Here is a 24,110-nt window from a genome sequence, read left to right as displayed (position 1 = left end):
ATAAAACCGATCGTAGTCCGGATCGCAGTCTGCAACTCGACTGCGTGAAGTCGGAATCGCTAGTAATCGCGAATCAGAATGTCGCGGTGAATACGTTCCCGGGCCTTGTACACACCGCCCGTCACACCATGGGAGTGGGTTGCACCAGAAGTAGCTAGTCTAACCTTCGGGAGGACGGTTACCACGGTGTGATTCATGACTGGGGTGAAGTCGTAACAAGGTAGCCGTAGGGGAACCTGCGGCTGGATCACCTCCTTAATCGACGACATCAGCTGCTCCATAAGTTCCCACACGAATTGCTTGATTCATTGAAGAAGACGAGAGGCCAGCCTTTAAGGTGGTGTGTTTCGTTAGAGTTTAGAAATGAATATTCGCCTGCGAATATTGATTTCTAGTCTTTGACTAGTTCGTTCTTTAAAAATTTGGGTATGTGATAGAAAGATAGACTGAACGTTACTTTCACTGGTAACGGATCAGGCTAAGGTAAAATTTGTGAGTGACTCTTAAGAGTTTTGCGAATTTTCGGCGAATGTCGTCTTCATAGTATAACCAGATTGCTTGGGGTTATATGGTCAAGTGAAGAAGCGCATACGGTGGATGCCTTGGCAGTCAGAGGCGATGAAAGACGTGGTAGCCTGCGAAAAGCTTCGGGGAGTCGGCAAACAGACTTTGATCCGGAGATATCTGAATGGGGGAACCCAGCCATCATAAGATGGTTATCTTGTACTGAATACATAGGTGCAAGAGGCGAACCAGGGGAACTGAAACATCTAAGTACCCTGAGGAAAAGAAATCAACCGAGATTCCCTTAGTAGTGGCGAGCGAACGGGGACTAGCCCTTAAGTGGCTTTGAGATTAGCGGAACGCTCTGGAAAGTGCGGCCATAGTGGGTGATAGCCCTGTACGCGAAAATCTCTTAGTCATGAAATCGAGTAGGACGGAGCACGAGAAACTTTGTCTGAATATGGGGGGACCATCCTCCAAGGCTAAATACTACTGACTGACCGATAGTGAACTAGTACCGTGAGGGAAAGGCGAAAAGAACCCCGGAGAGGGGAGTGAAATAGATCCTGAAACCGTATGCGTACAAGCAGTGGGAGCAGACTTTGTTCTGTGACTGCGTACCTTTTGTATAATGGGTCAGCGACTTATTTTCAGTGGCGAGCTTAACCGAATAGGGGAGGCGTAGCGAAAGCGAGTCTTAATAGGGCGTCTAGTCGCTGGGAATAGACCCGAAACCGGGCGATCTATCCATGGGCAGGTTGAAGGTTAGGTAACACTGACTGGAGGACCGAACCGACTACCGTTGAAAAGTTAGCGGATGACCTGTGGATCGGAGTGAAAGGCTAATCAAGCTCGGAGATAGCTGGTTCTCCTCGAAAGCTATTTAGGTAGCGCCTCATGTATCACTGTAGGGGGTAGAGCACTGTTTCGGCTAGGGGGTCATCCCGACTTACCAAACCGATGCAAACTCCGAATACCTACAAGTGCCGAGCATGGGAGACACACGGCGGGTGCTAACGTCCGTCGTGAAAAGGGAAACAACCCAGACCGTCAGCTAAGGTCCCAAAGTTATGGTTAAGTGGGAAACGATGTGGGAAGGCTTAGACAGCTAGGAGGTTGGCTTAGAAGCAGCCACCCTTTAAAGAAAGCGTAATAGCTCACTAGTCGAGTCGGCCTGCGCGGAAGATGTAACGGGGCTCAAACCATACACCGAAGCTACGGGTATCATCTTCGGATGATGCGGTAGAGGAGCGTTCTGTAAGCCTGTGAAGGTGAGTTGAGAAGCTTGCTGGAGGTATCAGAAGTGCGAATGCTGACATGAGTAACGACAATGGGTGTGAAAAACACCCACGCCGAAAGACCAAGGTTTCCTGCGCAACGTTAATCGACGCAGGGTTAGTCGGTCCCTAAGGCGAGGCTGAAAAGCGTAGTCGATGGAAAACAGGTTAATATTCCTGTACTTCTGGTTATTGCGATGGAGGGACGGAGAAGGCTAGGCCAGCTTGGCGTTGGTTGTCCAAGTTTAAGGTGGTAGGCTGGAATCTTAGGTAAATCCGGGATTCTAAGGCCGAGAGCTGATGACGAGTTACCTTTCAGGTGACGAAGTGGTTGATGCCATGCTTCCAAGAAAAGCTTCTAAGCTTCAGATAACCAGGAACCGTACCCCAAACCGACACAGGTGGTTGGGTAGAGAATACCAAGGCGCTTGAGAGAACTCGGGTGAAGGAACTAGGCAAAATGGCACCGTAACTTCGGGAGAAGGTGCGCCGGTGAGGGTGAAGGACTTGCTCCGTAAGCTCATGCCGGTCGAAGATACCAGGCCGCTGCGACTGTTTATTAAAAACACAGCACTCTGCAAACACGAAAGTGGACGTATAGGGTGTGACGCCTGCCCGGTGCCGGAAGGTTAATTGATGGGGTTAGCTAACGCGAAGCTCTTGATCGAAGCCCCGGTAAACGGCGGCCGTAACTATAACGGTCCTAAGGTAGCGAAATTCCTTGTCGGGTAAGTTCCGACCTGCACGAATGGCGTAACGATGGCGGCGCTGTCTCCACCCGAGACTCAGTGAAATTGAAATCGCTGTGAAGATGCAGTGTATCCGCGGCTAGACGGAAAGACCCCGTGAACCTTTACTATAGCTTTGCACTGGACTTTGAATTTGCTTGTGTAGGATAGGTGGGAGGCTTTGAAGCGTGGACGCCAGTTCGCGTGGAGCCATCCTTGAAATACCACCCTGGCAACTTTGAGGTTCTAACTCAGGTCCGTTATCCGGATCGAGGACAGTGTATGGTGGGTAGTTTGACTGGGGCGGTCTCCTCCTAAAGAGTAACGGAGGAGTACGAAGGTGCGCTCAGACCGGTCGGAAATCGGTCGTAGAGTATAAAGGCAAAAGCGCGCTTGACTGCGAGACAGACACGTCGAGCAGGTACGAAAGTAGGTCTTAGTGATCCGGTGGTTCTGTATGGAAGGGCCATCGCTCAACGGATAAAAGGTACTCCGGGGATAACAGGCTGATACCGCCCAAGAGTTCATATCGACGGCGGTGTTTGGCACCTCGATGTCGGCTCATCACATCCTGGGGCTGAAGCCGGTCCCAAGGGTATGGCTGTTCGCCATTTAAAGTGGTACGCGAGCTGGGTTTAGAACGTCGTGAGACAGTTCGGTCCCTATCTGCCGTGGACGTTTGAGATTTGAGAGGGGCTGCTCCTAGTACGAGAGGACCGGAGTGGACGAACCTCTGGTGTTCCGGTTGTCACGCCAGTGGCATTGCCGGGTAGCTATGTTCGGGAAAGATAACCGCTGAAAGCATCTAAGCGGGAAACTTGCCTCAAGATGAGATCTCACTGGAACCTTGAGTTCCCTGAAGGGCCGTCGAAGACTACGACGTTGATAGGTTGGGTGTGTAAGCGCTGTGAGGCGTTGAGCTAACCAATACTAATTGCCCGTGAGGCTTGACCATATAACACCCAAGCAATTTGCGTCGAAGAGACCAGATTGCGGTGTGTGAAGACGAAACGAACCGAAAGTTCGCGCAACTCACAAGACACCTGTATCACATACCCGATTTGCTGAAGCGAGGCCAGATGGTCGCGAGTCAGTACCCGAATTTCTTGACGACCATAGAGCGTTGGAACCACCTGATCCCATCCCGAACTCAGAAGTGAAACGATGCATCGCCGATGGTAGTGTGGGGTTTCCCCATGTGAGAGTAGGTCATCGTCAAGATTAAATTCCGAAACCCCAATTGCGAAAGCAGTTGGGGTTTTGTTTTGTCCTCGAAAAAAGCATTCTGAGGTCCATGGTGACCATGGGGTCAGCCATACGTTAGCCGATCGCTTTGTAACCCGCCTGGGGCTTATCCCACATCCTCAGCAGTGCGACCCCTCGTCAACGACGTCGATCACTCGCACGTCGACCTTATCGGCATGTAAGCGATTCTGGAAGCTGTCGGTCGGGATGATGCCAAGTTCACGAAAGGCACAAAAAAAATGGTGATCATGGGAAAGCTTGGCGTTCTCGTGGCCGCTGCCCTGGCGATTTGATAACAAACCTAAAGGGGGCGGCTCGGCAAGGCATCATCGTGGGAGAGAGAGGGCGCTGGAGGCATCCTGGCCGGTGCAGGCGACCCTGGCGCTCGTCTCTGCGCAATTGCAGTGGTCTTGGTGCGATCAGTCGTCGGGCGGCGCTGTGGGAGGACTGCTGGCGGACTCGCTAGATGAAGTACTGGAGGAGATTTCGCGTTGGGACATTTTCTGACTGAACCACAACTGACAAATGTCAGAGCCGCACTGTCCGAACCGTTCAACCATTTTCCCACTGATTACGATTACATCGCACGTCAGCTCAAAGGCGTCGATCCAGCGGTGCTATACGAGATTTTTTATTCAGAAGTCGCGCCAGTGTGCTTTACAAACATTGCGGCGGCTTTGCCCACTGTCTGGACGGGTTTTGACCCTGATTGGCTCAGGATCGAAATAGAGGAAAGGTGCGCGGCGCGGCAGCGTAAATGGTCACGCAGGCAGTTCGACAAGTTGCTGGTTCGTTGGCTGAAATACAACTACGACTACATGTGGGAAGAGATCGCCAGCAGACTTTGAGCTTGTGTTTGGAGCATTGGAATTCTCGCTTGAGCGGGTGGCCGTCGAATGAATAGCGGGCACTTTCCGACAGACGAAAAAAAAGGCCTTGCTAAGCAAGACCTTTCTTGATTTTGGTGCCCCGAGGGAGACTCGAACTCCCACTCCTTTCGAAAACGGATTTTGAATCCGCCGCGTCTACCAATTCCGCCATCAGGGCTCAATGGCGGCGAAGTATAGAGAGGTGATTACCGTTGGTCAATCACGTTTCATGGTCAATTTTCGATATTTCCGCTAGACTTTCCGGCCCTGCTAGACGAACCCCATCATGCGCGTTGCTGACTTTACCTTCGAGCTTCCTGATTCGCTGATCGCCCGCCACCCTTTGGCCGAGCGTCGCGGTAGTCGCCTGTTGACCCTTGATGGTGTCAGCGGCGCCCTCGCACACCGTCAATTCACTGATTTGCTTGAGCATTTGCGCCCGGGCGATTTGATGGTGTTCAACAATACCCGGGTGATTCCGGCGCGGCTGTTCGGGCAGAAAGCGTCCGGCGGCAAGCTGGAAATCCTCATCGAGCGGGTGCTCGATTCGCATCGCGTGCTGGCCCATGTGCGCTCCAGCAAGTCGCCGAAGCCGGGTTCGAAGATCCTTATCGACGGCGGTGGCGAAGCCGAGATGCTTGCGCGTCACGACGCGTTGTTCGAGCTGGGCTTCGATGAAGAAGTCTTGCCGCTGCTCGACCGTGTCGGGCACATGCCGTTGCCTCCCTATATAGACCGCCCGGACGAAGGCTCCGATCGCGAGCGCTATCAGACCGTGTACGCCCAGCGTCTCGGTGCGGTGGCGGCGCCGACGGCGGGGCTGCATTTCGATCAGCCGCTGATGGAGGCGATTGCCGCCAAGGGCGTCGAGACCGCGTTCGTCACGCTGCACGTCGGCGCGGGTACGTTCCAGCCGGTGCGCGTCGACAAAATCGAAGATCACCACATGCACAGCGAGTGGCTGGAAGTCGGCCAGGATGTGGTCGATGCCGTAGCCGCCTGCCGCGCACGCGGTGGTCGGGTGATAGCCGTGGGCACCACTAGCGTGCGTTCGCTGGAAAGTGCCGCTCGCGATGGTGTGCTCAAGCCGTTTAGTGGCGACACCGACATCTTTATCTACCCGGGCCGGCCGTTCCATGTGGTCGATGCGCTGGTCACCAATTTCCATTTACCCGAATCCACGCTGTTGATGCTGGTTTCGGCGTTCGCCGGTTATCCCGAAACCATGGCCGCCTATAAAGCCGCCGTCGACAACGGGTACCGCTTTTTCAGCTACGGTGATGCGATGTTCATCACCCGTAATCCCGCGCCGCGCGGCCCTGAGGAAACAGTATGAGTCGCACCTGTCGTATGTCGTTCGAGCTGCTTGCCACCGATGGCAAGGCCCGTCGTGGTCGTCTGACCTTCCCCCGTGGCACCGTCGAGACCCCGGCCTTCATGCCGGTGGGCACGTATGGCACGGTCAAGGGCATGTTGCCGCGTGACATCGTGGCCACCGGCGCGGAAATCATTCTGGGCAACACCTTCCACCTGTGGCTGCGCCCGGGCACCGAGGTGATCAAAGAGCACGGCGACCTGCACGACTTCATGCAGTGGAAAGGCCCGATTCTCACCGACTCCGGCGGCTTCCAGGTATTCAGCCTGGGCGCGATGCGCAAGATCAAGGAGGAAGGCGTGACCTTCGCCTCGCCGGTCGATGGCTCGAAAGTGTTCATGGGCCCTGAAGAGTCGATGCAAGTGCAGCGCGATCTCGGTTCCGACATCGTGATGATCTTCGACGAATGCACGCCGTACCCGGCTGACGAAGACGTCGCCCGTGTATCCATGGAACTGTCGCTGCGTTGGGCTCAGCGCTCGAAAAACGCGCATGGCGATAACACCGCGGCGCTGTTCGGTATCGTTCAGGGCGGCATGCACCAGGATCTGCGCATGCGCTCGCTGGAAGGCCTCGACAAGATCGGCTTCGATGGCCTGGCCATCGGCGGTCTGTCGGTGGGCGAGCCGAAGCACGAGATGATCAAGGTGCTGGATTATCTGCCGGGCATGATGCCGGCTGACAAACCTCGTTACCTTATGGGCGTTGGCAAACCGGAAGATCTGGTTGAGGGTGTGCGCCGCGGTGTGGACATGTTCGATTGCGTGATGCCAACCCGTAATGCCCGCAATGGGCATCTGTTCATTGATACTGGCGTGCTGAAGATCCGTAACGCGTTCCATCGCCATGATGATTCGCCGCTGGATCCGACCTGCGATTGCTATACCTGCCAGAACTTCTCCCGCGCTTATCTGCATCACCTGGACAAGTGCGGCGAAATGCTCGGCAGCATGCTCAATACCATCCATAACTTGCGCCATTATCAGGTGCTGATGGCTGGTTTGCGCGAGGCTATTCAACAGGGTACATTGGCCGCCTTTGTCGATGCCTTCTACGCCAAACGCGGGCTCCCCGTTCCGCCTTTGGACTGAGTTTTCTGACCCCAAGATTCAACATTTGCAACTGGAGTGCTAAATGAGCTTTTTTATCTCTAACGCCATGGCTGACGCAGCTGCACCGGCTGCTGCTGGCCCAATGGGCGGCGGCTTCGAGTGGATTTTCCTGGTCGGCTTCCTGGTCATCTTCTACCTGATGATCTGGCGTCCACAGGCCAAGCGCGCCAAAGAGCAGAAGAACCTGCTGAGCAGCCTTGCCAAGGGCGACGAAGTGGTCACCACCGGCGGCATCGCCGGCAAGATCACCAAAGTGGCCGATGACTTCGTGGTTCTGGAAGTTTCCGACACCGTGGAAATGAAGTTCCAGAAGGGCGCCATCGCTGCCACGCTGCCAAAAGGCACGCTGAAAGCGATCTAAAGGTAACAACTTCTACTCAATCGACGGGGCGCGCAAGGCGCCCCGCGTTCATAACGGGCGGCGTGATGCTGAACAAATATCCTCTGTGGAAATACATTCTGATCCTGGCGTTGCTGGCGATCGGTCTGATTTATTCCGCTCCCAATCTTTACCCCGATGACCCGGCCATTCAGATCAGCGGTGCCAGCACGGCCCTGCAGGTCAATCAGGCCGATCTGGATCGCGTAAGCACCGCGCTTCACGAGTCCGGGATCAACGTCAAGGCTGCCACCCTGGCGGCGGGCGGCAAGGGCGGTCTGATCCGTCTGACCAAGGCTGAAGACCAGCTGCCGGCCAAAGACGTTGTGCGCAAGGCATTGGGTGATGACTACGTCGTCGCGCTGAACCTGGCACAAACCACCCCGCAATGGCTGCGCAATCTGGGCGCGCACCCGATGAAGCTGGGTCTGGACTTGTCCGGTGGTGTGCACTTCCTGCTGGAAGTGGACATGGACAAAGCCCTCGACGCACGCCTGAAAGTCTACGAAGGCGACGTCAAGAGCCTGCTGCGCAAAGAGAAGTTGCGCTATCGCAGCCTGCCGCAACTGGGCGGTGCCATTCAGCTGGGCTTCAGCGATGAAGACTCCCGCGAACAGGCCCGTGCACTGATCCGCAAGAACTTCAACGATTTCGACATTGTTCCGGCCGACCTCAACGGTCAACCGGTGCTGCGTCTGGCGATGACCCCGGCCAAGCTGGCGGAAATCCGTGAATACTCCATCAAGCAGAACCTGACCACGGTACGTAACCGCGTCAACGAGCTGGGTGTTGCCGAACCGATCGTCCAGCGTCAGGGCGCCAACCGCATTGTGGTTGAGCTGCCGGGCGTGCAGGACACTGCCGAAGCCAAGCGTATCCTCGGCAAGACGGCCAACCTCGAGTTCCGTCTGGCGGCTGAGCCAGGTGCTTCGAAAGCCACTTCCGAAACCTTCGAGTTCCGTGAAGGCAAGCGTCCGCCGGCACAGATCGAGCGTGGCCTGATCATCACCGGTGACCAGGTGACTGACGCCAAGGCCGGTTTCGGCGAGCACGGCACTCCGGAAGTGAACATCCGTCTGGATGGTCACGGTGGCGAGCTGATGAGCCGCGCGACCCGCTCCAACGTCGGTCGCAGCATGGCGGTGATCTTCATCGAACAGCGTCCGGTCACCACTTACACCAAGCAGGTTGTGGGCGGCGTCGAGAAAGACGTGCCGGTACAGACCTTCAAGGAAGAGAAGAAGATCATCAGCCTGGCGACCATTCAGTCGCCGCTGGGTGCGCAGTTCCGTATCACCGGCCTGAATGGCCAGGGCGAATCGTCCGAACTGGCACTGCTGCTGCGTGCCGGTGGTCTGGCCGCGCCGATGTACTTCGCTGAAGAGCGCACAATCGGTCCGAGCCTGGGTGCTGACAACATCACCAAGGGTATTGATGCATCGCTGTGGGGCATGCTGTTCGTCTCGCTGTTCATCATCGCCATCTACCGCTTCTTCGGTGTGATCGCCACCGTGGCACTGGCGGTGAACATGGTCTTGCTGCTGGCACTGATGTCGCTGCTGGGGGCAACGCTGACCCTGCCGGGTATCGCCGGTATCGTCTTGACCATGGGCATGGCGGTCGACGCCAACGTGCTGATCTTCTCGCGGATCCGTGAAGAGATCGCCGCCGGCATGACCGTGCAGCGTGCAATCAACGAAGGCTTCGGCCGGGCATTCACCGCGATTCTCGACGCCAACCTGACCACTCTGCTGGTCGGCGGCATCCTCTTCGCCATGGGCACCGGCCCGGTGAAGGGTTTCGCAGTGACCATGTCCCTCGGGATCTTTACCTCGATGTTCACGGCCATCATGGTGACCCGCGCGATGGTCAACCTGATCTTCGGCGGTCGTGACTTCAAGAAGTTGTGGATTTAAGGGGCTGCCATGTTACGTACAATCAACTTCATGGGCGTTCGCAACTTCGCGTTCGGCGTCACAGTGTTTCTCACGTTGCTGGCTATTTTCAGCGTCTTCCACAAGGGCATGAACTGGGGCCTGGACTTCACCGGCGGTACGCTCATCGAGCTGACCTACGAGCGTCCGGCGGATGTCACCAAGGTGCGCGAGCAACTGGTGGCTTCCGGTTACCACGAAGCCGTGGTGCAGAACTTCGGTGCAACCACCGACCTGCTGGTGCGCATGCCGGGTGAAGACCCGCAGCTGGGCCATCAAGTCGCGGACGCGCTGCAGAAAGTCGGCGGCGACAACCCGGCAACGGTCAAGCGCGTCGAGTTCGTCGGTCCGCAGGTCGGTGAAGAGCTGCGCGACCAGGGCGGCCTCGGCATGCTGCTGGCGCTCGGCGGCATCCTGATCTACCTGGCTTTCCGCTTTCAGTGGAAGTTCGCGGTCGGCGCCATCGTTTCGCTGATCCACGACGTGATCGTGACCGTGGGTATCCTGTCGTTCTTCCAGATCACCTTCGACCTGACGGTGCTGGCGGCAGTGCTGGCGATCATCGGTTACTCGCTGAACGACACCATCGTCGTGTTCGACCGGGTTCGTGAGAACTTCCGCGTGTTGCGCAAGGCTTCGCTGATCGAGAACATCAACATCTCGACCACCCAGACCTTGTTGCGCACCATGGCGACGTCGATCTCCACGTTGCTGGCGATCGCGGCACTGCTGTTCTTCGGCGGCGACAACCTGTTTGGCTTCTCCATCGCCCTGTTCATCGGTGTGCTGGCGGGTACTTACTCCTCGATCTACATCGCGAACGTGGTGCTGATCTGGCTGAACCTGACCACTGAAGACCTGATTCCACCGGCCAACACCGAAAAGGAAGTCGACGACCGTCCATAACGGCCACCGCTTTTTTCCAGCTGTCAGCCAAAAAAGGCGCGAGTTGAACTCGCGCCTTTTTTTATGCTCCAAGGCTGGGAGAAGCGCGGGCGCGTCCCGCATGTGATGGTCAGGAGGTTCATGTGAACAAGTCGTTGCTGGTTGGTGCGGTATTGGGTGCTGTCGGTGTGACTGCCGGGGGTGCTGTTGCCACCTACAGCCTGGTTAAAAGCGGCCCTGAGTATGCGCAAGTGTTGGCCGTCGAGCCGGTTAAAACACAGATCAAGACTCCACGTGAAGTGTGCAAGGACGTGACAGTGACTCGTCAGGCACCGGTAAAAGATCAACACCAGATTGCCGGTACCGTTGTGGGTGCGCTGGCAGGTGGTTTGCTGGGCAATCAGATTGGCGGCGGCACCGGCAAGAAGATTGCCACGGTAGCGGGTGCGGTCGGTGGCGGTTATGCGGGTAACAAGGTGCAGGAAGGCATGCAGGAGCGTGACACCTACACCACCACGCAAACCCGCTGCAATACGGTCAATGACATCAGTGACAAGGTCGTCGGCTACGACGTGCGTTACTCGCTCGATGGCAAGGAAGGTAAAGTGCGGATGGATCGTGATCCGGGCAATCAGATTCCGGTCGACAAGGAAGGCAAGTTGATTCTGTCGCAGAATGAGCCGGCTCAGTAAGGGCCGACTGTTTTAAAAAGAAGCACCCTGCGGGGTGCTTTTTTTGTGCCCGCCATTTAGGCCGCGCAACAAATCCCCTGTAGGAGTGGTGTGGTAGAGGTCGAATTCCAGGCATAAAAAAAGCACCCCGAAGGGTGCTTTTTTGCGTTTCGCGGGAAGCTTAGCGCTTCAGCGAAGCCGGCAGGTGCGGCTGGATCGCCGTCAGGACTGCCTTGAAGCATTTGGTGTTGCCGGCAACGATGTGGCCTTTTTCAAGGAAGTCGTGACCGCCGGTGAAGTCGCTCACCAGGCCGCCGGCTTCCTGAATCAGCAGGGCGCCCGCAGCCATGTCCCACTCGGACAGGCCCGATTCCCAGAACGCATCGAAACGACCGGCGGCCACGTAGGCCAGGTCCAGGCTGGCGGAACCGGCGCGGCGGATGCCGGCAGTCTGGCCAACCAGGGCGCGGAACATGCCCAGGTAGTTGTCGAGGTTGTCCATTTGGTCGTCACGGAACGGGAAGCCAGTGCCCAGCAGTGCACCGTCGAGGCTGGTACGACCGCTGACGCGCAGACGACGACCGTTCAGTTGAGCGCCGCGACCACGGCTGGCAGTGAATTCTTCCTGGCGAACCGGGTCCAGAACAACAGCGTGTTCCAGGCGGCCACGGTATTTACAGGCAATGCTGACAGCGAAGTGAGGAATGCCGCGCAGGAAGTTGGTGGTGCCGTCCAGCGGATCAATGATCCACAGGTACTCTTCGCCTTCGATGCCGGTACCGGCGTGCAGGCCAGTCTCTTCACCCTGGATCGAGTGATTCGGGTAAGCCTTGCGCAGGGCATCAATGATTTTTTGTTCGGCGGCGCGATCGACCTCGGATACATAATCCTTGGCGTCTTTTTCGTCGACCTTGATGGTATCCAGGCGCTCGATGGAGCGGAAGATCAGTTCACTGGCGCTGCGGGCGGCGCGCAGCGCGATATTCAGCATGGGCTGCATGGATGTGTCACCTAAGGTTGTTAAAGAAAGCCGCGCATTCTATCAGAACTTTTCTTCAGGTGAAGGACGCTGTTAGCTTTCATAGCTTAACGGTAGGCTGTTCTGTAAGATTTGCACCCCTTTCCCGTGTCCGAGAGCGCCTCCCTTGCTGCAGAACATTCGTGTCGTCCTGGTCAACACCAGCCACCCCGGCAACATCGGCGGGGCCGCGCGCGCCATGAAAAACATGGGTCTGTCGCGGCTGGTACTGGTCGAACCGCGGGTATTTCCGCATCACGAAGCCGATGCTCGAGCTTCGGGTGCCGGTGACATCCTTGAAAACGCGCAAGTCGTCGCCACCCTGGAAGACGCCTTGGTCGGCTGCAATCTGGTGCTTGGCACCAGCGCCCGTGACCGGCGCATTCCCTGGCCGCTGCTCGATCCGCGCGAATGCGGCAGCAAAGTGGTCGAGGAAGCCGGGCAGGGCGCGCAAATCGCCCTGGTGTTCGGTCGTGAAGATTCCGGCCTGACCAATGAAGAGCTGCAGCGATGTCACTTTCACGTGCACATCCCCTCCGATCCAGAGTTCAGTTCGCTGAACCTCGGGGCGGCGGTGCAGGTGTTGAGCTATGAAGTGCGCATGGCCTGGCTGGCGGCACAAGGTCAGCCGAGCAAGATCGAGAAAGAAGAAGTGGCTTCGGTGAAAAGTGCCGAGCTGGCGACCATGGATGAGCTGGAGCGCTTTTATGAGCATCTGCAGCAGACGCTGGTCGCCATCGAATTCCTCGATCCGGAAAAGCCCCGGCACTTGATGGCGCGCCTGCGCCGGTTGTACGGACGCAGCTCGGTCAGTCGGGCGGAAATGAATATTTTGCGTGGCATCCTCACGGAAACCCAGAAAGCGGCCCGTGGTGAGCTTCTTAAGCGGAAGGACTAAATGATGTTTGAGCGTTTGCGTGAAGATATCCAGAGCGTATTCCATCGAGACCCGGCGGCGCGTAACGCTTTTGAAGTCCTGACCTGCTACCCCGGCATGCATGCGATCTGGATTCACCGGTTGGCCGGCATGCTGTGGCGCAATGAGCTGAAATGGCTGGCGCGGCTGGTGTCGAACTTCGGTCGCTGGTTGACCGGCATCGAGATTCATCCGGGGGCCAAGGTCGGGCGTCGCTTCTTCATCGACCATGGTATGGGCATCGTCATTGGTGAAACCGCCGAGATCGGTGACGACGTGACCATTTATCAGGGCGTGACCCTCGGTGGCACCAGTTGGAACAAGGGCAAGCGCCACCCGACTCTGGGTGACGGTGTTGTTGTCGGCGCCGGGGCCAAGGTGCTGGGGCCGTTCACGGTCGGTGCCGGCGCCAAGGTCGGTTCCAATGCCGTGGTGACCAAAGAAGTGCCGCCGGGCGCGACTGTGGTCGGCATTCCGGGACGAATCATCGTCAAGTCGGACGAGGAGCAGGATGCCAAGCGCAAGGCCATGGCCGAGAAGATCGGTTTCGATGCCTACGGCGTCAGCGAAGACATGCCCGATCCGGTGGCACGTGCCATCGGTCAGTTGCTCGATCACCTGCAAGCGGTGGACGGACGGCTGGAAGGGATGTGCGGCGCGCTGAAGGATCTGGGCAGCAATTACTGTGCGAAAGATTTGCCTGAGTTGCGTGAAGAAGACTTCGCCTGCGTGAAGGGCAAGGATCAGAGTCAGGCCAGCTAAACCGCAGCGCTGCCATCGCGAGCAGGCTCACTCCTGCATTTCAAAAGCGTTTCCCTGTCAGGGGAGCCTGCTCGCGATGAGCGTCACGCGGTACTGCTGGCTGTAAGCCGCCAGCCTTTGCTATGATGCGCGCGCTCTTTTGCGGGTAAACCCGACTAAAGCACTAGGTCTTATAGTTGACTTAAATGCTCGGGAATTGCATACTCCCGCCCATTCCGAACTCCGTGGTAACTGTCCATGCGACTGACTACAAAAGGCCGATACGCCGTGACTGCCATGCTTGACCTGGCGTTGCACGCGCAGCACGGGCCCGTGTCCCTGGCCGATATCTCCGAGCGCCAAGGCATCTCCCTGTCCTATCTCGAACAGCTGTTCGCCAAGCTGCGCCGCAGTAACCTGGTTTCCAGTGTTCGCGGCCCAGGCGGTGGCTATCAGTTGTCCCGCGACATGCAGGGCATCCAGGTCGCTCAGGTGATCGATGCGGTGAACGAATCGGTCGATGCGACCAAATGCCAGGGCCAGGGCGATTGCCATTCCGGCGACACCTGCCTGACCCACCATCTGTGGTGCGACCTGAGCCTGCAGATTCACGAATTTCTGAGCGGTATCAGCTTGGCTGACCTTGTGACTCGCCGTGAGGTGCAAGAAGTAGCCCAGCGTCAGGACCAGCGCCGTTGCAACAGCAAGGCGCCACGCCTGGACAAGATTGAAGCGTCCGCCGTCGAATGACAGCCGAAGAGCTAGCGGCACGCCAGCCCTGATTTAGGAGATAGTCCATGAAATTGCCGATTTACCTTGATTACTCTGCGACCACCCCGGTTGATCCGCGTGTTGCGCAAAAAATGAGTGAGTGCCTGCTGGTCGACGGAAACTTCGGTAACCCGGCGTCCCGTTCCCACGTGTTTGGCTGGAAAGCTGAAGAGTCGGTCGAAAACGCCCGTCGTCAGGTGGCTGATCTGGTCAACGCCGACCCGCGCGAAATCGTCTGGACTTCCGGTGCCACCGAATCCGATAACCTGGCAATCAAGGGTGCGGCACATTTCTACGCCTCCAAGGGCAAGCACCTGATCACCTCCAAGATCGAGCACAAGGCTGTCCTCGACACCATGCGCCAGTTGGAGCGTGAAGGTTTCGAAGTGACGTACCTCGAGCCGACTGAAGACGGTCTGATCACCCCGGCGATGATCGAAGCCGAACTGCGCGACGACACCATTCTGGTATCGGTGATGCACGTGAACAACGAAATCGGCACCATCAACGACATCGCCGCCATCGGCGAGATGCTGCGTTCGAAAGGCATCCTGTTCCACGTCGACGCCGCTCAGTCCACTGGCAAGGTCGAAATCGACCTGCAGAAACTGAAAGTCGACATGATGTCGTTCTCCGCCCACAAGACTTATGGCCCTAAAGGCATCGGCGCGCTGTACGTCAGCCGCAAGCCGCGTGTGCGCATCGAAGCGACCATGCACGGCGGCGGTCACGAGCGCGGCATGCGCTCCGGCACCCTGGCGACCCACCAGATCGTCGGCATGGGCGAAGCGTTCCGTGTGGCCAAGGAAGACATGGTTGCCGAAAACGTTCGTATCAAAGCGTTGAGCGACCGCTTCTACAAGCAGGTCGAGCATCTGGAAGAGCTGTACGTCAACGGCAGCCTGACCGCCCGCGTTCCGCACAACCTGAACCTGAGCTTCAACTACGTTGAAGGCGAGTCGCTGATCATGGCGCTCAAGGATCTGGCGGTATCGTCCGGTTCGGCGTGCACCTCGGCGTCGCTGGAGCCTTCGTATGTACTGCGCGCTCTGGGCCGCAACGACGAACTGGCACACAGCTCGATCCGCTTCACCTTCGGCCGTTTCACCACCGAAGAAGAAATCGACTACGCCGCGCAGAAAGTCTGCGAGGCCGTTACCAAGCTGCGCGCTCTGTCGCCGCTGTGGGACATGTACAAAGACGGCGTCGATATCTCGAAGATCGAGTGGGCGGCACACTAAATATAGAAGCCGCCGGATACAGATCCTGTAGCGACGCGGCGATTACGCAGCGCAGTTGCAGGGCCTGAAGAGCGGCCCTGATGAGTGAGGATTGAGAATCATGGCTTACAGCGAAAAGGTCATCGACCACTACGAAAACCCGCGCAACGTCGGCAAGATGAATGCCGAAGATCCGGATGTCGGCACCGGCATGGTCGGCGCGCCGGCGTGCGGCGACGTGATGCGTCTGCAGATCAAGGTCAACGAGCAGGGCGTGATTGAAGACGCCAAGTTCAAGACTTACGGCTGCGGTTCGGCAATCGCTTCCAGCTCCCTCGCCACCGAGTGGATGAAGGGCAAGACCCTGGACGAAGCGGAAACCATCAAGAACACTCAGCTGGCCGAAGAACTGGCCCTGCCGCCAGTGAAAATCCACTGCTCGGTACTCGCTGAAGATGCCATCAAGGCAGCTGTTCGCGATTACAAGCAGAAGAAAGGCTTGATCTAAGCATTGGGCGACGAGTAAGGAGTCAACGATGGCTATCAGCATGACAGAAGCGGCTGCTCGACACGTGCGACGCTCCCTCGACGGGCGCGGCAAAGGTGAAGGGATTCGTCTGGGTGTTCGCACCACAGGCTGTTCCGGCCTTGCCTACGTGCTGGAGTTTGTCGACGAGGTGGTTGCCGAGGATCAGGTGTTCGAGAGTCACGGCGAAAAAGTGATCATCGACCCGAAAAGCCTGGCTTACCTGGACGGCACCGAGCTCGATTTCGTCAAGGAAGGGTTGAACGAAGGCTTCAAGTTCAACAACCCCAACGTACGCGGTGAATGTGGCTGCGGCGAAAGCTTCAACATCTGAGGCTTGTCGTGGGTATTCCTTGTCATTTCGCTTTATTCGAGCTGCAACCGAGCTTCCGCCTGGATCTCGAGCAGTTGGCCACGCGCTATCGTGAGTTGGCGCGCGGCGTTCATCCTGACCGCTTTGCCGACGCTTCCGAGCGCGAGCAGCGGTCGGCGCTCGAGCAGTCTGCACGGCTCAACGACGCCTATCAGACGCTCAAGAGTCCGGCCCAGCGCGCTCGCTACCTGCTGACCATCAGCGGGCATGAAGTGCCGATGGAGGTCACGGTTCACGACCCCGAGTTTCTTTTGCAGCAGATGCAATGGCGCGAAGAGCTCGAAGACCTCCAGGACAGCGCCGATCTTGACGGTGTTGCTGTGTTCAAGCGGCGCCTGAAAGTCGCTCAGGAACAGTTGAACGAAAGCTTCGCAGCCTGTTGGGATGATGCAGCGCAACGCGAACAGGCCGAGCGCCTGATGCGACGCATGCAGTTCCTCGACAAGCTCACCTACGAAGTGCGCCAGTTAGAAGAGCGCCTCGACGATTAACCCAGTGCCGCTCCGGTCGCACGCCTGATATACAGATAAGTCCTGATCACGATGGCCCTACTGCAGATCGCCGAACCCGGCCAAAGTCCTCAACCGCACCAGCGTCGTCTGGCTGTGGGGATCGACTTGGGCACTACCAATTCGCTGGTCGCTGCGTTGCGCAGTGGTCTTTCCGAGCCACTGGCCGACGCTGACGGGCAGGTCATCCTGCCGTCCGCCGTGCGTTATCACGCCGATCGCGTCGAGGTTGGCGAATCGGCCAAGCTGGCCGCGTCCTCCGATCCCTTGAACACTGTGCTGTCGGTCAAGCGCCTGATGGGGCGCGGTCTGTCCGACGTCAAACAATTGGGCGAGCAACTGCCGTACCGCTTTGTCGGCGGCGAATCGCACATGCCGTTCATCGACACCGTGCAGGGCCCGAAAAGCCCGGTCGAAGTCTCTGCCGATATCCTCAAGGTCCTGCGTCAGCGTGCTGAAGCTACTTTGGGTGGCGAACTGGTTGGCGCGGTGATCACCGTTCCGGCGTATTTCGACGATGCGCAACGTCAAGCCACCAAGGATGCGGCAAAACTCGCCGGTCTGAACGTGCTGCGTCTGCTCAACGAGCCGACCGCAGCCGCTGTGGCTTATGGTCTGGATCAACATGCCGAAGGCCTGGTCGCGATTTATGACCTGGGCGGCGGTACTTTCGATATTTCGATTTTGCGCCTGACTGGCGGTGTTTTCGAAGTACTGGCTACCGGCGGCGACAGCGCCCTAGGTGGCGATGACTTCGACCACGCGATTGCCGGCTGGATCATCGAGAGCGCCGGGCTGTCCGCCGATCTCGATCCGGGCGCACAACGCAATCTGCTGCAAACCGCCTGCGCGGCCAAAGAAGCCCTGACCGATGCCGCCAGCGTTGAAGTCGCCTACGGTGACTGGAAAGCGCAGTTGACCCGCGAAGCCTTCGATGCGCTGATCGAGCCGATGGTTGCCCGCAGCCTGAAAGCCTGCCGCCGTGCCGTACGCGATTCCGGTATCGAACTGGAAGACGTACACGCCGTGGTCATGGTCGGCGGTTCGACCCGTGTGCCGCGTGTGCGTGAAGCGGTCGCCGAAGCTTTTGGTCGTCAGCCATTGACGGAAATCGACCCGGATCAAGTGGTGGCCATCGGGGCCGCGATCCAGGCGGATACGCTGGCTGGCAACAAGCGTGATGGCGGCGAACTGCTGCTGCTCGACGTGATTCCGCTGTCCCTGGGGCTGGAAACCATGGGCGGGCTGATGGAGAAGGTGATTCCGCGCAACACCACCATCCCGGTCGCTCGCGCTCAGGACTTCACCACTTATAAAGATGGCCAGTCGGCCATGGCGATCCACGTGTTGCAGGGCGAGCGCGAGCTGATCAGCGACTGCCGCTCCCTGGCACGCTTCGAACTGCGCGGCATTCCAGCAATGGTGGCCGGGGCGGCGAAGATTCGCGTGACCTTCCAGGTCGATGCCGACGGTCTGCTCAGCGTGTCCGCCCGTGAACTGGGTTCGGGCGTTGAGGCGAGTATTCAGGTCAAGCCGTCGTACGGACTGACCGACGGCGAAATCGCCAAGATGCTCAAGGACTCGTTCCAGCACGCCAACGACGACAAGGTCGCTCGTGTTCTGCGTGAGCAGCAAGTCGATGCCCAGCGCCTGATCGAGGCGGTGCAGGGCGCTCTGGAGGCCGATGGCGAGCGTTTGCTCGACGCCGAAGAGCGCATGGTCATCGACCTGCAGGTGCAGGAACTGACTGAACTGATGAAAGGCACCGATGGTTACGCCATCGAGCAGCAGACCAAACGTCTGTCGCAAGTGACCGATGCTTTTGCTGCCCGCCGCATGGATCTGACGGTGAAAGCCGCTCTGTCGGGGCGCAATCTGAATGAAATCGAGGATATCTGATGCCGCAGGTCATTTTTCTGCCACACGAGAAGTTTTGCCCTGAGGGCATGGTGGTCGAGGCTGCGCCCGGCACATCTATTCTTGAACTGGCCCACGAACACCATATCGAGATGGAAAGTGCCTGTGGCGGCGTCTGCGCTTGCACCACCTGCCACTGCATCATCCGCGAGGGTTTCGACTCGCTGGAAGAGGCGGACGAGCTGGAAGAAGACTTTCTCGATCGCGCCTGGGGTCTTGAAGCGCAGTCGCGTCTGGCCTGTCAGGCTATCGTTGGTGAAGAAGACATCACCGTCGAAATCCCGAAATATTCGCTTAACCATGCGGCTGAAGCGCCGCACTGACTGGTAAGACTGTCATGAGCTACGGTTGGAATGATGTTAATCGCATTGCAGAAGAATTGGCCGAAGCCAAACCGGATGTAGATCCGCTTTCTGTCAATTTCGTCGACCTGCAGCGATGGATCATGGAACTGCCTGACTTCGACAACACCTCTGGCCGTGTCGGCGAGAAAGTGTTGGAAGCGGTTCAGGCGCTCTGGATCGAAGAAGTCGACTGATCGTCCTCGCAGGTTAGGCAATACCCAAGAACCCGCGTATAATTCGCGGGTTTAATTTTTCGCAAATTACCGTTTCTGGAGTTACACCATGGCTGTTCAACGTACTTTCTCCATCATCAAGCCTGACGCCGTTGCTAAAGGCGCTGCCGGCGAAATCGTTACCCGCTTCGAAAAGGCTGGTCTGAAAGTTGTTGCTTCGAAAATGAAGCAGCTGTCCAAAGCCGAAGCTGAAGGCTTCTACGCTGAGCACAAAGAGCGTGGTTTCTTCGGTGACCTGGTTGCTTTCATGATCTCCGGTCCGGTTGTTGTTCAGGTTCTGGAAGGCGAAAACGCTATCGCTCGCAACCGTGAGCTGATGGGCGCTACCAACCCTAAAGAAGCTGCTGCCGGCACCATCCGTGCTGACTTCGCTGAGTCGATCGACGCCAACGCCGTTCACGGTTCGGACTCCGAAGCCGCTGCTGCTCGCGAAATCTCGTACTTCTTCGCAGCTACTGAAGTAACCACTCGCTAAGCATTGGCTTGAGAGTGAAGGTGAATCCATGACTACATCGACTGTTAAAACAAACCTGCTGGGTCTGACCCAGCCGGAAATGGAAAAATTCTTCGACTCAATCGGGGAGAAGCGTTTCCGTGCCGGTCAGGTAATGAAATGGATTCACCACTTTGGCGTCGATGATTTCGACGCCATGACGAACGTCAGCAAGGCCCTGCGCGACAAGCTCAAGGCTATTGCCGAGGTTCGTGGTCCCGAAGTGGTCAGCGAGGACATCTCCAGCGACGGCACCCGTAAGTGGGTGGTGCGCGTGGCGTCCGGCAGCTGTGTCGAGACCGTGTACATTCCCCAGGGCAAACGCGGCACGCTGTGCGTTTCGTCCCAGGCAGGCTGTGCCCTGGACTGCAGTTTCTGCTCCACCGGCAAGCAAGGCTTCAACAGCAACCTCACTGCCGCCGAAGTCATCGGTCAGGTGTGGATTGCCAACAAATCTTTCGGCAGTGTTCCGGCTACCATCGACCGCGCCATCACCAACGTGGTGATGATGGGCATGGGCGAACCGCTGCTGAACTTCGACAACGTCGTGGCCGCCATGCATCTGATGATGGATGACCTCGGCTACGGGATCTCCAAGCGCCGCGTGACCCTGTCCACGTCGGGTGTGGTGCCGATGATCGATGAGCTGGCCAAGCACATCGACGTCTCCCTGGCGTTGTCCCTGCACGCACCGAATGACGCATTACGTAACCAATTGGTGCCGATCAACAAGAAGTATCCGCTTAAGATGCTGCTCGAGTCGTGCCAGCGCTACATGTCCGCCCTCGGCGAGAAGCGTGTGCTGACCATCGAGTACACCTTGCTCAAGGACGTCAACGACAAACTTGAGCACGCCGTGGAAATGATCGAGTTGCTGAAAGACATTCCGTGCAAGATCAACCTGATCCCGTTCAACCCGTTCCCGCACTCCGGGTACGAGCGGCCGAGCAACAACGCTATCCGCCGGTTCCAAGATCAACTGCATCAGGCCGGTTACAACGTCACCGTCCGCACCACCCGTGGTGAAGACATCGACGCCGCGTGTGGTCAATTGGTAGGGCAGGTGCTGGATCGCACCCGTCGCAGCGAACGTTACATCGCCGTGCGTGAGTTGAGCGCCGACAGCGATCTGGCACAGAACGCCGCGAACACTAACTAAGAGAGGATCTCTATGTCCCTGCGCTTTGCGCTGCTGTTGCTGATGGCCAGCCTGTGTGCTGGTTGTGTCCTGTCGGGTGACTACAACCCGATGAAGACCAGCAAGGGCCGCGATGAAGCGCGGGCTGCCTACGTGCAGTTGGGCCTGGGGTACTTGCAGCAGGGCATGACCGAGCGGGCCAAGGTGCCGCTGAAGAAGGCGCTGGAGCTTGACGATTCCGACCCTGACGCCAATGCCGCCCTCGGGCTGGTGTTTCAGGCCGAAATGGAGCCGAAACTGGCTGACGAGCACTTTCGCAAAGCCCTGTCCTCCCGACCCGCCGATGCGCGCACCCTCAACAACTACGGCAGTTTTCTCTACGAAGAACAGCGTTACAAGGAAGCCTACGAGCGTTTTGAACAGGCGGCCGCCGATACCCTGTATCCTGAGCGTTCGCGAGTGTTCGAGAACCTCGGCATGACGGCGGCGAAGCTCGGTCAGCGCGATCTGGCGCAGCAGCAGCTGGAAAAGGCTCTGCGTCTGAATCGTCAACAACCGCGTGCCTTGCTGGAAATGGCTGAGTTGTCCTTCGAAGACAGGCATTATGTGCCCGCGCGTGACTATTACGACCGTTTCAGCCTGCTAACCGAGCAAAATGCACGTAGTCTATTGCTCGGCGTTCGGCTGGCAAAAGTGTTTGAAGATCGCGACAAGGCCGCCAGTTACGGCCTGCAATTAAAACGACTCTATCCCGGTACGCCGGAATATCAGCAATACCTGTCGGAGCAATGATGAAAGCGGCGCATCCCGAAGTTGTAGCAGCGAATCGCGTTAACCCCGGTGAGACTCTGCGCCAGGCCCGCGAAAGCAATGGCTGGTCGCTGGCCGAAGTGGCCCTCAAGCTCAACCTCACCGTGTCTTCCCTGAGCAATCTTGAAGCCGGCGCTTTCGACAAGCTGCCGGGGCATACCTTTGCTCGCGGTTACATTCGCGCCTATGCCAAATTGCTCGGCATGGACCAGACCGTTCTGGTTCAGCAATTCGACCAGTCCACCGGTACCGACTCCCAGGGCAGCAACGTTCACGCCTTGGGCCGTATCGAAGAGCCAGTGCGGGTCTCCCACACGATCTTGCGTATCGTCAGCCTGTTGTTGCTGATCGCGGTCATCGGCGGCGGTTTCGTCTGGTGGCAGGATCAGACGTCGCAGCGGATCAAGGATTTGACCACCCTGGCCCCGGAGCACGTCGAAGTCGAGGGCGCCGACGGCACTACCCAGATTCATCCGATCGACGAGCCGGAAGACCAGGCAGTCGCGCAAAACCAGGCCGAAAGCTCGACTTCCCTGGCCTTGCCACCCTCCGAAACCACCGCAGAATCGACCGGTGCCGAGCCTGTTGCTCCGGCGACGGCACCAACTGCGCCGGCGGTAGCGCCAACCGCACCAGTTCATACCCCGGCGCCGGTCGTTGCCCCTGCGGCGACTCCGGCACCGGCTGTTCCGGCCATGCCTGCGCCAACCGTCACTGCACCGGTGGCGCCTGCGCCGACCGCAGAAGTGGCGGCTCCGGCGGCCGGCGATGGTCAGGTTCAGCTGCAATTCACCGGCGATTGCTGGGCACAAGTCACCGATGGCCGTGGCAAAGTGCTGTTCAGTGGCCTGAAGCATAAAGGCGACAGCGTGGCTGTCAGCGGCAAGCCGCCGCTCAGTGTGCGCCTGGGTGTTGCCCGCGCCGCACAGGTCAGCTACAACGGCCAGCCGGTCGATGTCGCTCCGTTCACCAGTGGCGAGACTGCTCGCCTGAAGTTGGGTCAATAAGTCATGCACGGCGAATCTCCAATCAAACGTCGCGTTTCGCGCAAGATCTGGGTCGGTAACGTACCTGTTGGCGGCGATGCGCCTATCGCTGTGCAGAGCATGACCAACAGCGACACCAATGATGTGGCTGCCACCGTTGCCCAGATCAATCGTCTGGAAGCGGCCGGCGTCGACATCGTCCGCGTTTCGGTACCGGACATGGACGCCGCCGAGGCGTTCGGCAAGATCAAGCAACTGGTCAAGGTGCCGCTGGTTGCCGACATCCACTTCGACTACAAGATTGCCTTGCGCGTCGCCGAACTGGGTGTGGACTGCCTGCGTATCAACCCGGGCAACATCGGTCGTGAAGACCGCGTGCGCGCCGTGGTCGATGCTGCCCGTGATCGCGGTATTCCGATCCGCATCGGCGTCAACGCCGGTTCCCTGGAAAAAGACCTGCAAAAGAAGTACGGCGAGCCGACCCCGGCCGCCCTGGTCGAATCAGCCCTGCGTCACGTCGAGCACCTCGAACGCCTGAATTTCCAGGACTTCAAGGTCAGCGTGAAGGCCTCTGACGTGTTCATGGCCGTCGAAGCCTACCGCTTGCTGGCCAAGGAAATCGTCCAGCCGCTGCACCTGGGCATTACCGAAGCCGGTGGATTGCGTTCGGGCACAGTGAAATCCGCCGTGGGCCTAGGTATGCTGCTCGCCGAGGGGATTGGCGATACTATCCGCATCTCGCTGGCGGCCGATCCGGTCGAGGAAGTGAAGGTCGGTTACGACATTCTCAAGTCTTTGCATCTGCGTTCCCGTGGCATCAACTTCATCGCCTGCCCGAGCTGCTCGCGGCAGAACTTCGATGTGGTCAAGACCATGAACGAGCTGGAAGGGCGTCTTGAAGACCTGCTGGTGCCGCTGGATGTCGCGGTGATCGGTTGTGTGGTCAACGGCCCCGGCGAAGCCAAGGAAGCCCATATCGGCTTGACCGGCGGTACGCCAAACCTGATTTACATCGACGGCAAGCCGTCGCAGAAACTGACGAATGACAATCTGGTGGATGAGCTGGAAAAGCTGATCCGCGAGAAAGCGGCCGAGAAGGTCGAAGCTGACGCAGCGGTTATCGCGCGCGGCTGAGC

23 protein-coding genes, 1 tRNA gene and 3 rRNA genes (1 of these 27 only partly in view) are annotated in these 24,110 nt (G+C 58.1%); 25 read left to right on the top strand and 2 right to left on the bottom strand.

Going from position 1 to position 24,110, the window contains the following annotated elements; all coding sequences use genetic code 11:
- The 4 genes from HV782_RS23805 to HV782_RS23790 all read left to right on the top strand — a co-directional run.
- Nucleotides 1-258 (top strand): 16S ribosomal RNA (locus HV782_RS23805) (it extends 1,279 nt beyond the left edge of the window).
- 312 nt (nt 259-570) lie between these two features.
- Nucleotides 571-3,464 (top strand): 23S ribosomal RNA (locus HV782_RS23800).
- Nucleotides 3,465-3,614: 150 nt separating this feature from the next.
- Nucleotides 3,615-3,730: ribosomal RNA gene (gene rrf / locus HV782_RS23795) — 5S ribosomal RNA — on the top strand.
- The 16S, 23S and 5S rRNA genes sit together here, the layout of an rRNA operon.
- Before the next feature lie 515 nt (nt 3,731-4,245).
- A complete protein-coding gene (locus HV782_RS23790; RefSeq protein ID WP_186748232.1) occupies nt 4,246-4,602 on the top strand; it encodes a DUF7079 family protein in 357 nt (118 codons plus the stop codon).
- 114 nt (nt 4,603-4,716) lie between these two features.
- On the opposite strand, the gene HV782_RS23785 is transcribed toward HV782_RS23790, so the two are convergent.
- A tRNA-Leu gene (locus HV782_RS23785) sits at nt 4,717-4,801 on the bottom strand.
- Nucleotides 4,802-4,909: 108 nt separating this feature from the next.
- Between HV782_RS23785 and queA the strand changes: the two genes are divergently transcribed.
- From queA to HV782_RS23755, 6 genes are all read left to right on the top strand, one after another.
- Nucleotides 4,910-5,959: a tRNA preQ1(34) S-adenosylmethionine ribosyltransferase-isomerase QueA gene (queA, locus tag HV782_RS23780; protein ID WP_123466017.1), complete on the top strand. Its 1,050-nt coding sequence runs from the start codon at nt 4,910-4,912 to the stop codon at nt 5,957-5,959.
- 14 nt (nt 5,960-5,973) lie between these two features.
- Complete coding sequence (tgt, locus tag HV782_RS23775) at nt 5,974-7,089, top strand: tRNA guanosine(34) transglycosylase Tgt (RefSeq protein WP_161794909.1); 1,116 nt, start codon at nt 5,974-5,976, stop codon at nt 7,087-7,089.
- Between the two features lie 43 nt (nt 7,090-7,132).
- Nucleotides 7,133-7,471 carry a preprotein translocase subunit YajC gene (gene yajC / locus HV782_RS23770; RefSeq protein WP_003227923.1) on the top strand — a complete coding sequence of 113 codons (339 nt, stop codon included), beginning with the start codon at nt 7,133-7,135 and terminating at the stop codon, nt 7,469-7,471.
- 65 nt (nt 7,472-7,536) lie between these two features.
- Nucleotides 7,537-9,405, top strand: a complete 1,869-nt coding sequence (gene secD, locus HV782_RS23765) for a protein translocase subunit SecD (RefSeq protein ID WP_128616289.1) — start codon at nt 7,537-7,539, stop codon at nt 9,403-9,405.
- Nucleotides 9,406-9,414: 9 nt separating this feature from the next.
- Complete coding sequence (gene secF, locus HV782_RS23760; protein WP_123466021.1) at nt 9,415-10,329, top strand: protein translocase subunit SecF; 915 nt, start codon at nt 9,415-9,417, stop codon at nt 10,327-10,329.
- Nucleotides 10,330-10,451: 122 nt separating this feature from the next.
- Nucleotides 10,452-11,000 (top strand): glycine zipper 2TM domain-containing protein, encoded by a 549-nt coding sequence (locus HV782_RS23755; protein WP_007916907.1) that lies wholly within the window; start codon nt 10,452-10,454, stop codon nt 10,998-11,000.
- A gap of 160 nt (nt 11,001-11,160) precedes the next feature.
- On the opposite strand, the gene suhB is transcribed toward HV782_RS23755, so the two are convergent.
- Nucleotides 11,161-11,979 carry a type III secretion system regulator SuhB gene (gene suhB / locus HV782_RS23750; protein WP_016773320.1) on the bottom strand — a complete coding sequence of 273 codons (819 nt, stop codon included), beginning with the start codon at nt 11,977-11,979 and terminating at the stop codon, nt 11,161-11,163.
- A 145-nt stretch (nt 11,980-12,124) separates the two neighbouring features.
- Here suhB and trmJ point away from each other — a divergent pair, with 145 nt between their 5' ends.
- The 15 genes from trmJ to ispG all read left to right on the top strand — a co-directional run bounded on the left by trmJ (nt 12,125) and on the right by ispG (nt 24,108).
- On the top strand, nt 12,125-12,895 hold the full coding sequence (trmJ, locus tag HV782_RS23745; protein ID WP_123466023.1) for a tRNA (cytosine(32)/uridine(32)-2'-O)-methyltransferase TrmJ: 771 nt from the start codon (nt 12,125-12,127) through the stop codon (nt 12,893-12,895).
- Nucleotides 12,896-12,898: 3 nt separating this feature from the next.
- On the top strand, nt 12,899-13,675 hold the full coding sequence (cysE, locus tag HV782_RS23740; protein WP_025109222.1) for a serine O-acetyltransferase: 777 nt from the start codon (nt 12,899-12,901) through the stop codon (nt 13,673-13,675).
- 237 nt (nt 13,676-13,912) lie between these two features.
- Nucleotides 13,913-14,404 (top strand): Fe-S cluster assembly transcriptional regulator IscR, encoded by a 492-nt coding sequence (gene iscR, locus HV782_RS23735; RefSeq protein ID WP_003227911.1) that lies wholly within the window; start codon nt 13,913-13,915, stop codon nt 14,402-14,404.
- A 47-nt stretch (nt 14,405-14,451) separates the two neighbouring features.
- On the top strand, nt 14,452-15,666 hold the full coding sequence (locus HV782_RS23730; RefSeq protein ID WP_123466025.1) for an IscS subfamily cysteine desulfurase: 1,215 nt from the start codon (nt 14,452-14,454) through the stop codon (nt 15,664-15,666).
- Between the two features lie 100 nt (nt 15,667-15,766).
- The gene (iscU, locus tag HV782_RS23725; protein WP_003248539.1) at nt 15,767-16,153 is read left to right on the top strand and encodes a Fe-S cluster assembly scaffold IscU; all 387 of its coding nucleotides are present in this window, start codon (nt 15,767-15,769) and stop codon (nt 16,151-16,153) included.
- Nucleotides 16,154-16,181: 28 nt separating this feature from the next.
- Nucleotides 16,182-16,505, top strand: coding sequence for an iron-sulfur cluster assembly protein IscA (iscA, locus tag HV782_RS23720; RefSeq protein ID WP_003227904.1), 324 nt, complete (start codon nt 16,182-16,184; stop codon nt 16,503-16,505).
- A gap of 8 nt (nt 16,506-16,513) precedes the next feature.
- Nucleotides 16,514-17,035, top strand: a complete 522-nt coding sequence (hscB, locus tag HV782_RS23715) for a co-chaperone HscB (RefSeq protein WP_003227901.1) — start codon at nt 16,514-16,516, stop codon at nt 17,033-17,035.
- Nucleotides 17,036-17,086: 51 nt separating this feature from the next.
- Nucleotides 17,087-18,952, top strand: a complete 1,866-nt coding sequence (hscA, locus tag HV782_RS23710; RefSeq protein WP_186748231.1) for a Fe-S protein assembly chaperone HscA — start codon at nt 17,087-17,089, stop codon at nt 18,950-18,952.
- Nucleotides 18,952-19,293: an ISC system 2Fe-2S type ferredoxin gene (gene fdx, locus HV782_RS23705; protein ID WP_025109219.1), complete on the top strand. Its 342-nt coding sequence runs from the start codon at nt 18,952-18,954 to the stop codon at nt 19,291-19,293. Before hscA ends, fdx begins: the two co-directional genes overlap by 1 nt.
- Nucleotides 19,294-19,307: 14 nt before the next feature.
- Nucleotides 19,308-19,508 carry a Fe-S cluster assembly protein IscX gene (gene iscX, locus HV782_RS23700; RefSeq protein WP_186748230.1) on the top strand — a complete coding sequence of 67 codons (201 nt, stop codon included), beginning with the start codon at nt 19,308-19,310 and terminating at the stop codon, nt 19,506-19,508.
- 88 nt (nt 19,509-19,596) lie between these two features.
- The gene (ndk, locus tag HV782_RS23695) at nt 19,597-20,022 is read left to right on the top strand and encodes a nucleoside-diphosphate kinase (RefSeq protein WP_003227894.1); all 426 of its coding nucleotides are present in this window, start codon (nt 19,597-19,599) and stop codon (nt 20,020-20,022) included.
- Between the two features lie 28 nt (nt 20,023-20,050).
- On the top strand, nt 20,051-21,199 hold the full coding sequence (gene rlmN, locus HV782_RS23690) for a dual-specificity RNA methyltransferase RlmN (protein ID WP_123466031.1): 1,149 nt from the start codon (nt 20,051-20,053) through the stop codon (nt 21,197-21,199).
- A gap of 12 nt (nt 21,200-21,211) precedes the next feature.
- Nucleotides 21,212-21,970: a type IV pilus biogenesis/stability protein PilW gene (pilW, locus tag HV782_RS23685; RefSeq protein WP_186748229.1), complete on the top strand. Its 759-nt coding sequence runs from the start codon at nt 21,212-21,214 to the stop codon at nt 21,968-21,970.
- Complete coding sequence (locus HV782_RS23680) at nt 21,970-22,995, top strand: RodZ domain-containing protein (RefSeq protein ID WP_128616292.1); 1,026 nt, start codon at nt 21,970-21,972, stop codon at nt 22,993-22,995. The genes pilW and HV782_RS23680 overlap by 1 nt, the downstream gene beginning before the upstream one ends.
- Nucleotides 22,996-22,998: 3 nt before the next feature.
- Complete coding sequence (ispG, locus tag HV782_RS23675) at nt 22,999-24,108, top strand: flavodoxin-dependent (E)-4-hydroxy-3-methylbut-2-enyl-diphosphate synthase (RefSeq protein WP_025109215.1); 1,110 nt, start codon at nt 22,999-23,001, stop codon at nt 24,106-24,108.
- Nucleotides 24,109-24,110: the final 2 nt, after the last annotated feature.

The organism is Pseudomonas monsensis, assembly GCF_014268495.2.
In the GTDB taxonomy this organism is placed as follows: Bacteria; Pseudomonadota; Gammaproteobacteria; order Pseudomonadales; family Pseudomonadaceae; genus Aquipseudomonas; species Aquipseudomonas monsensis.
The sequence above is the reverse complement of the archived record's forward strand: the minus strand, read 5'-3'. Positions and strand labels throughout refer to the sequence as shown.

Coding starts and splice junctions, on each gene's coding strand:
- ispG (WP_025109215.1), top strand. CDS start 22,999: ATGCACGGCGAATCTCCAATCAAACGTCGCGTTTCGCGCAAGATCTGG.
- secD (WP_128616289.1), top strand. CDS start 7,537: ATGCTGAACAAATATCCTCTGTGGAAATACATTCTGATCCTGGCGTTG.
- hscA (WP_186748231.1), top strand. CDS start 17,087: ATGGCCCTACTGCAGATCGCCGAACCCGGCCAAAGTCCTCAACCGCAC.
- yajC (WP_003227923.1), top strand. CDS start 7,133: ATGAGCTTTTTTATCTCTAACGCCATGGCTGACGCAGCTGCACCGGCT.
- ndk (WP_003227894.1), top strand. CDS start 19,597: ATGGCTGTTCAACGTACTTTCTCCATCATCAAGCCTGACGCCGTTGCT.
- HV782_RS23680 (WP_128616292.1), top strand. CDS start 21,970: ATGAAAGCGGCGCATCCCGAAGTTGTAGCAGCGAATCGCGTTAACCCC.
- tgt (WP_161794909.1), top strand. CDS start 5,974: ATGTCGTTCGAGCTGCTTGCCACCGATGGCAAGGCCCGTCGTGGTCGT.
- iscX (WP_186748230.1), top strand. CDS start 19,308: ATGAGCTACGGTTGGAATGATGTTAATCGCATTGCAGAAGAATTGGCC.
- rlmN (WP_123466031.1), top strand. CDS start 20,051: ATGACTACATCGACTGTTAAAACAAACCTGCTGGGTCTGACCCAGCCG.
- queA (WP_123466017.1), top strand. CDS start 4,910: ATGCGCGTTGCTGACTTTACCTTCGAGCTTCCTGATTCGCTGATCGCC.
- pilW (WP_186748229.1), top strand. CDS start 21,212: ATGTCCCTGCGCTTTGCGCTGCTGTTGCTGATGGCCAGCCTGTGTGCT.
- fdx (WP_025109219.1), top strand. CDS start 18,952: ATGCCGCAGGTCATTTTTCTGCCACACGAGAAGTTTTGCCCTGAGGGC.
- iscA (WP_003227904.1), top strand. CDS start 16,182: ATGGCTATCAGCATGACAGAAGCGGCTGCTCGACACGTGCGACGCTCC.
- suhB (WP_016773320.1), bottom strand. CDS start 11,979: ATGCAGCCCATGCTGAATATCGCGCTGCGCGCCGCCCGCAGCGCCAGT.
- HV782_RS23730 (WP_123466025.1), top strand. CDS start 14,452: ATGAAATTGCCGATTTACCTTGATTACTCTGCGACCACCCCGGTTGAT.
- iscU (WP_003248539.1), top strand. CDS start 15,767: ATGGCTTACAGCGAAAAGGTCATCGACCACTACGAAAACCCGCGCAAC.
- secF (WP_123466021.1), top strand. CDS start 9,415: ATGTTACGTACAATCAACTTCATGGGCGTTCGCAACTTCGCGTTCGGC.
- iscR (WP_003227911.1), top strand. CDS start 13,913: ATGCGACTGACTACAAAAGGCCGATACGCCGTGACTGCCATGCTTGAC.
- cysE (WP_025109222.1), top strand. CDS start 12,899: ATGTTTGAGCGTTTGCGTGAAGATATCCAGAGCGTATTCCATCGAGAC.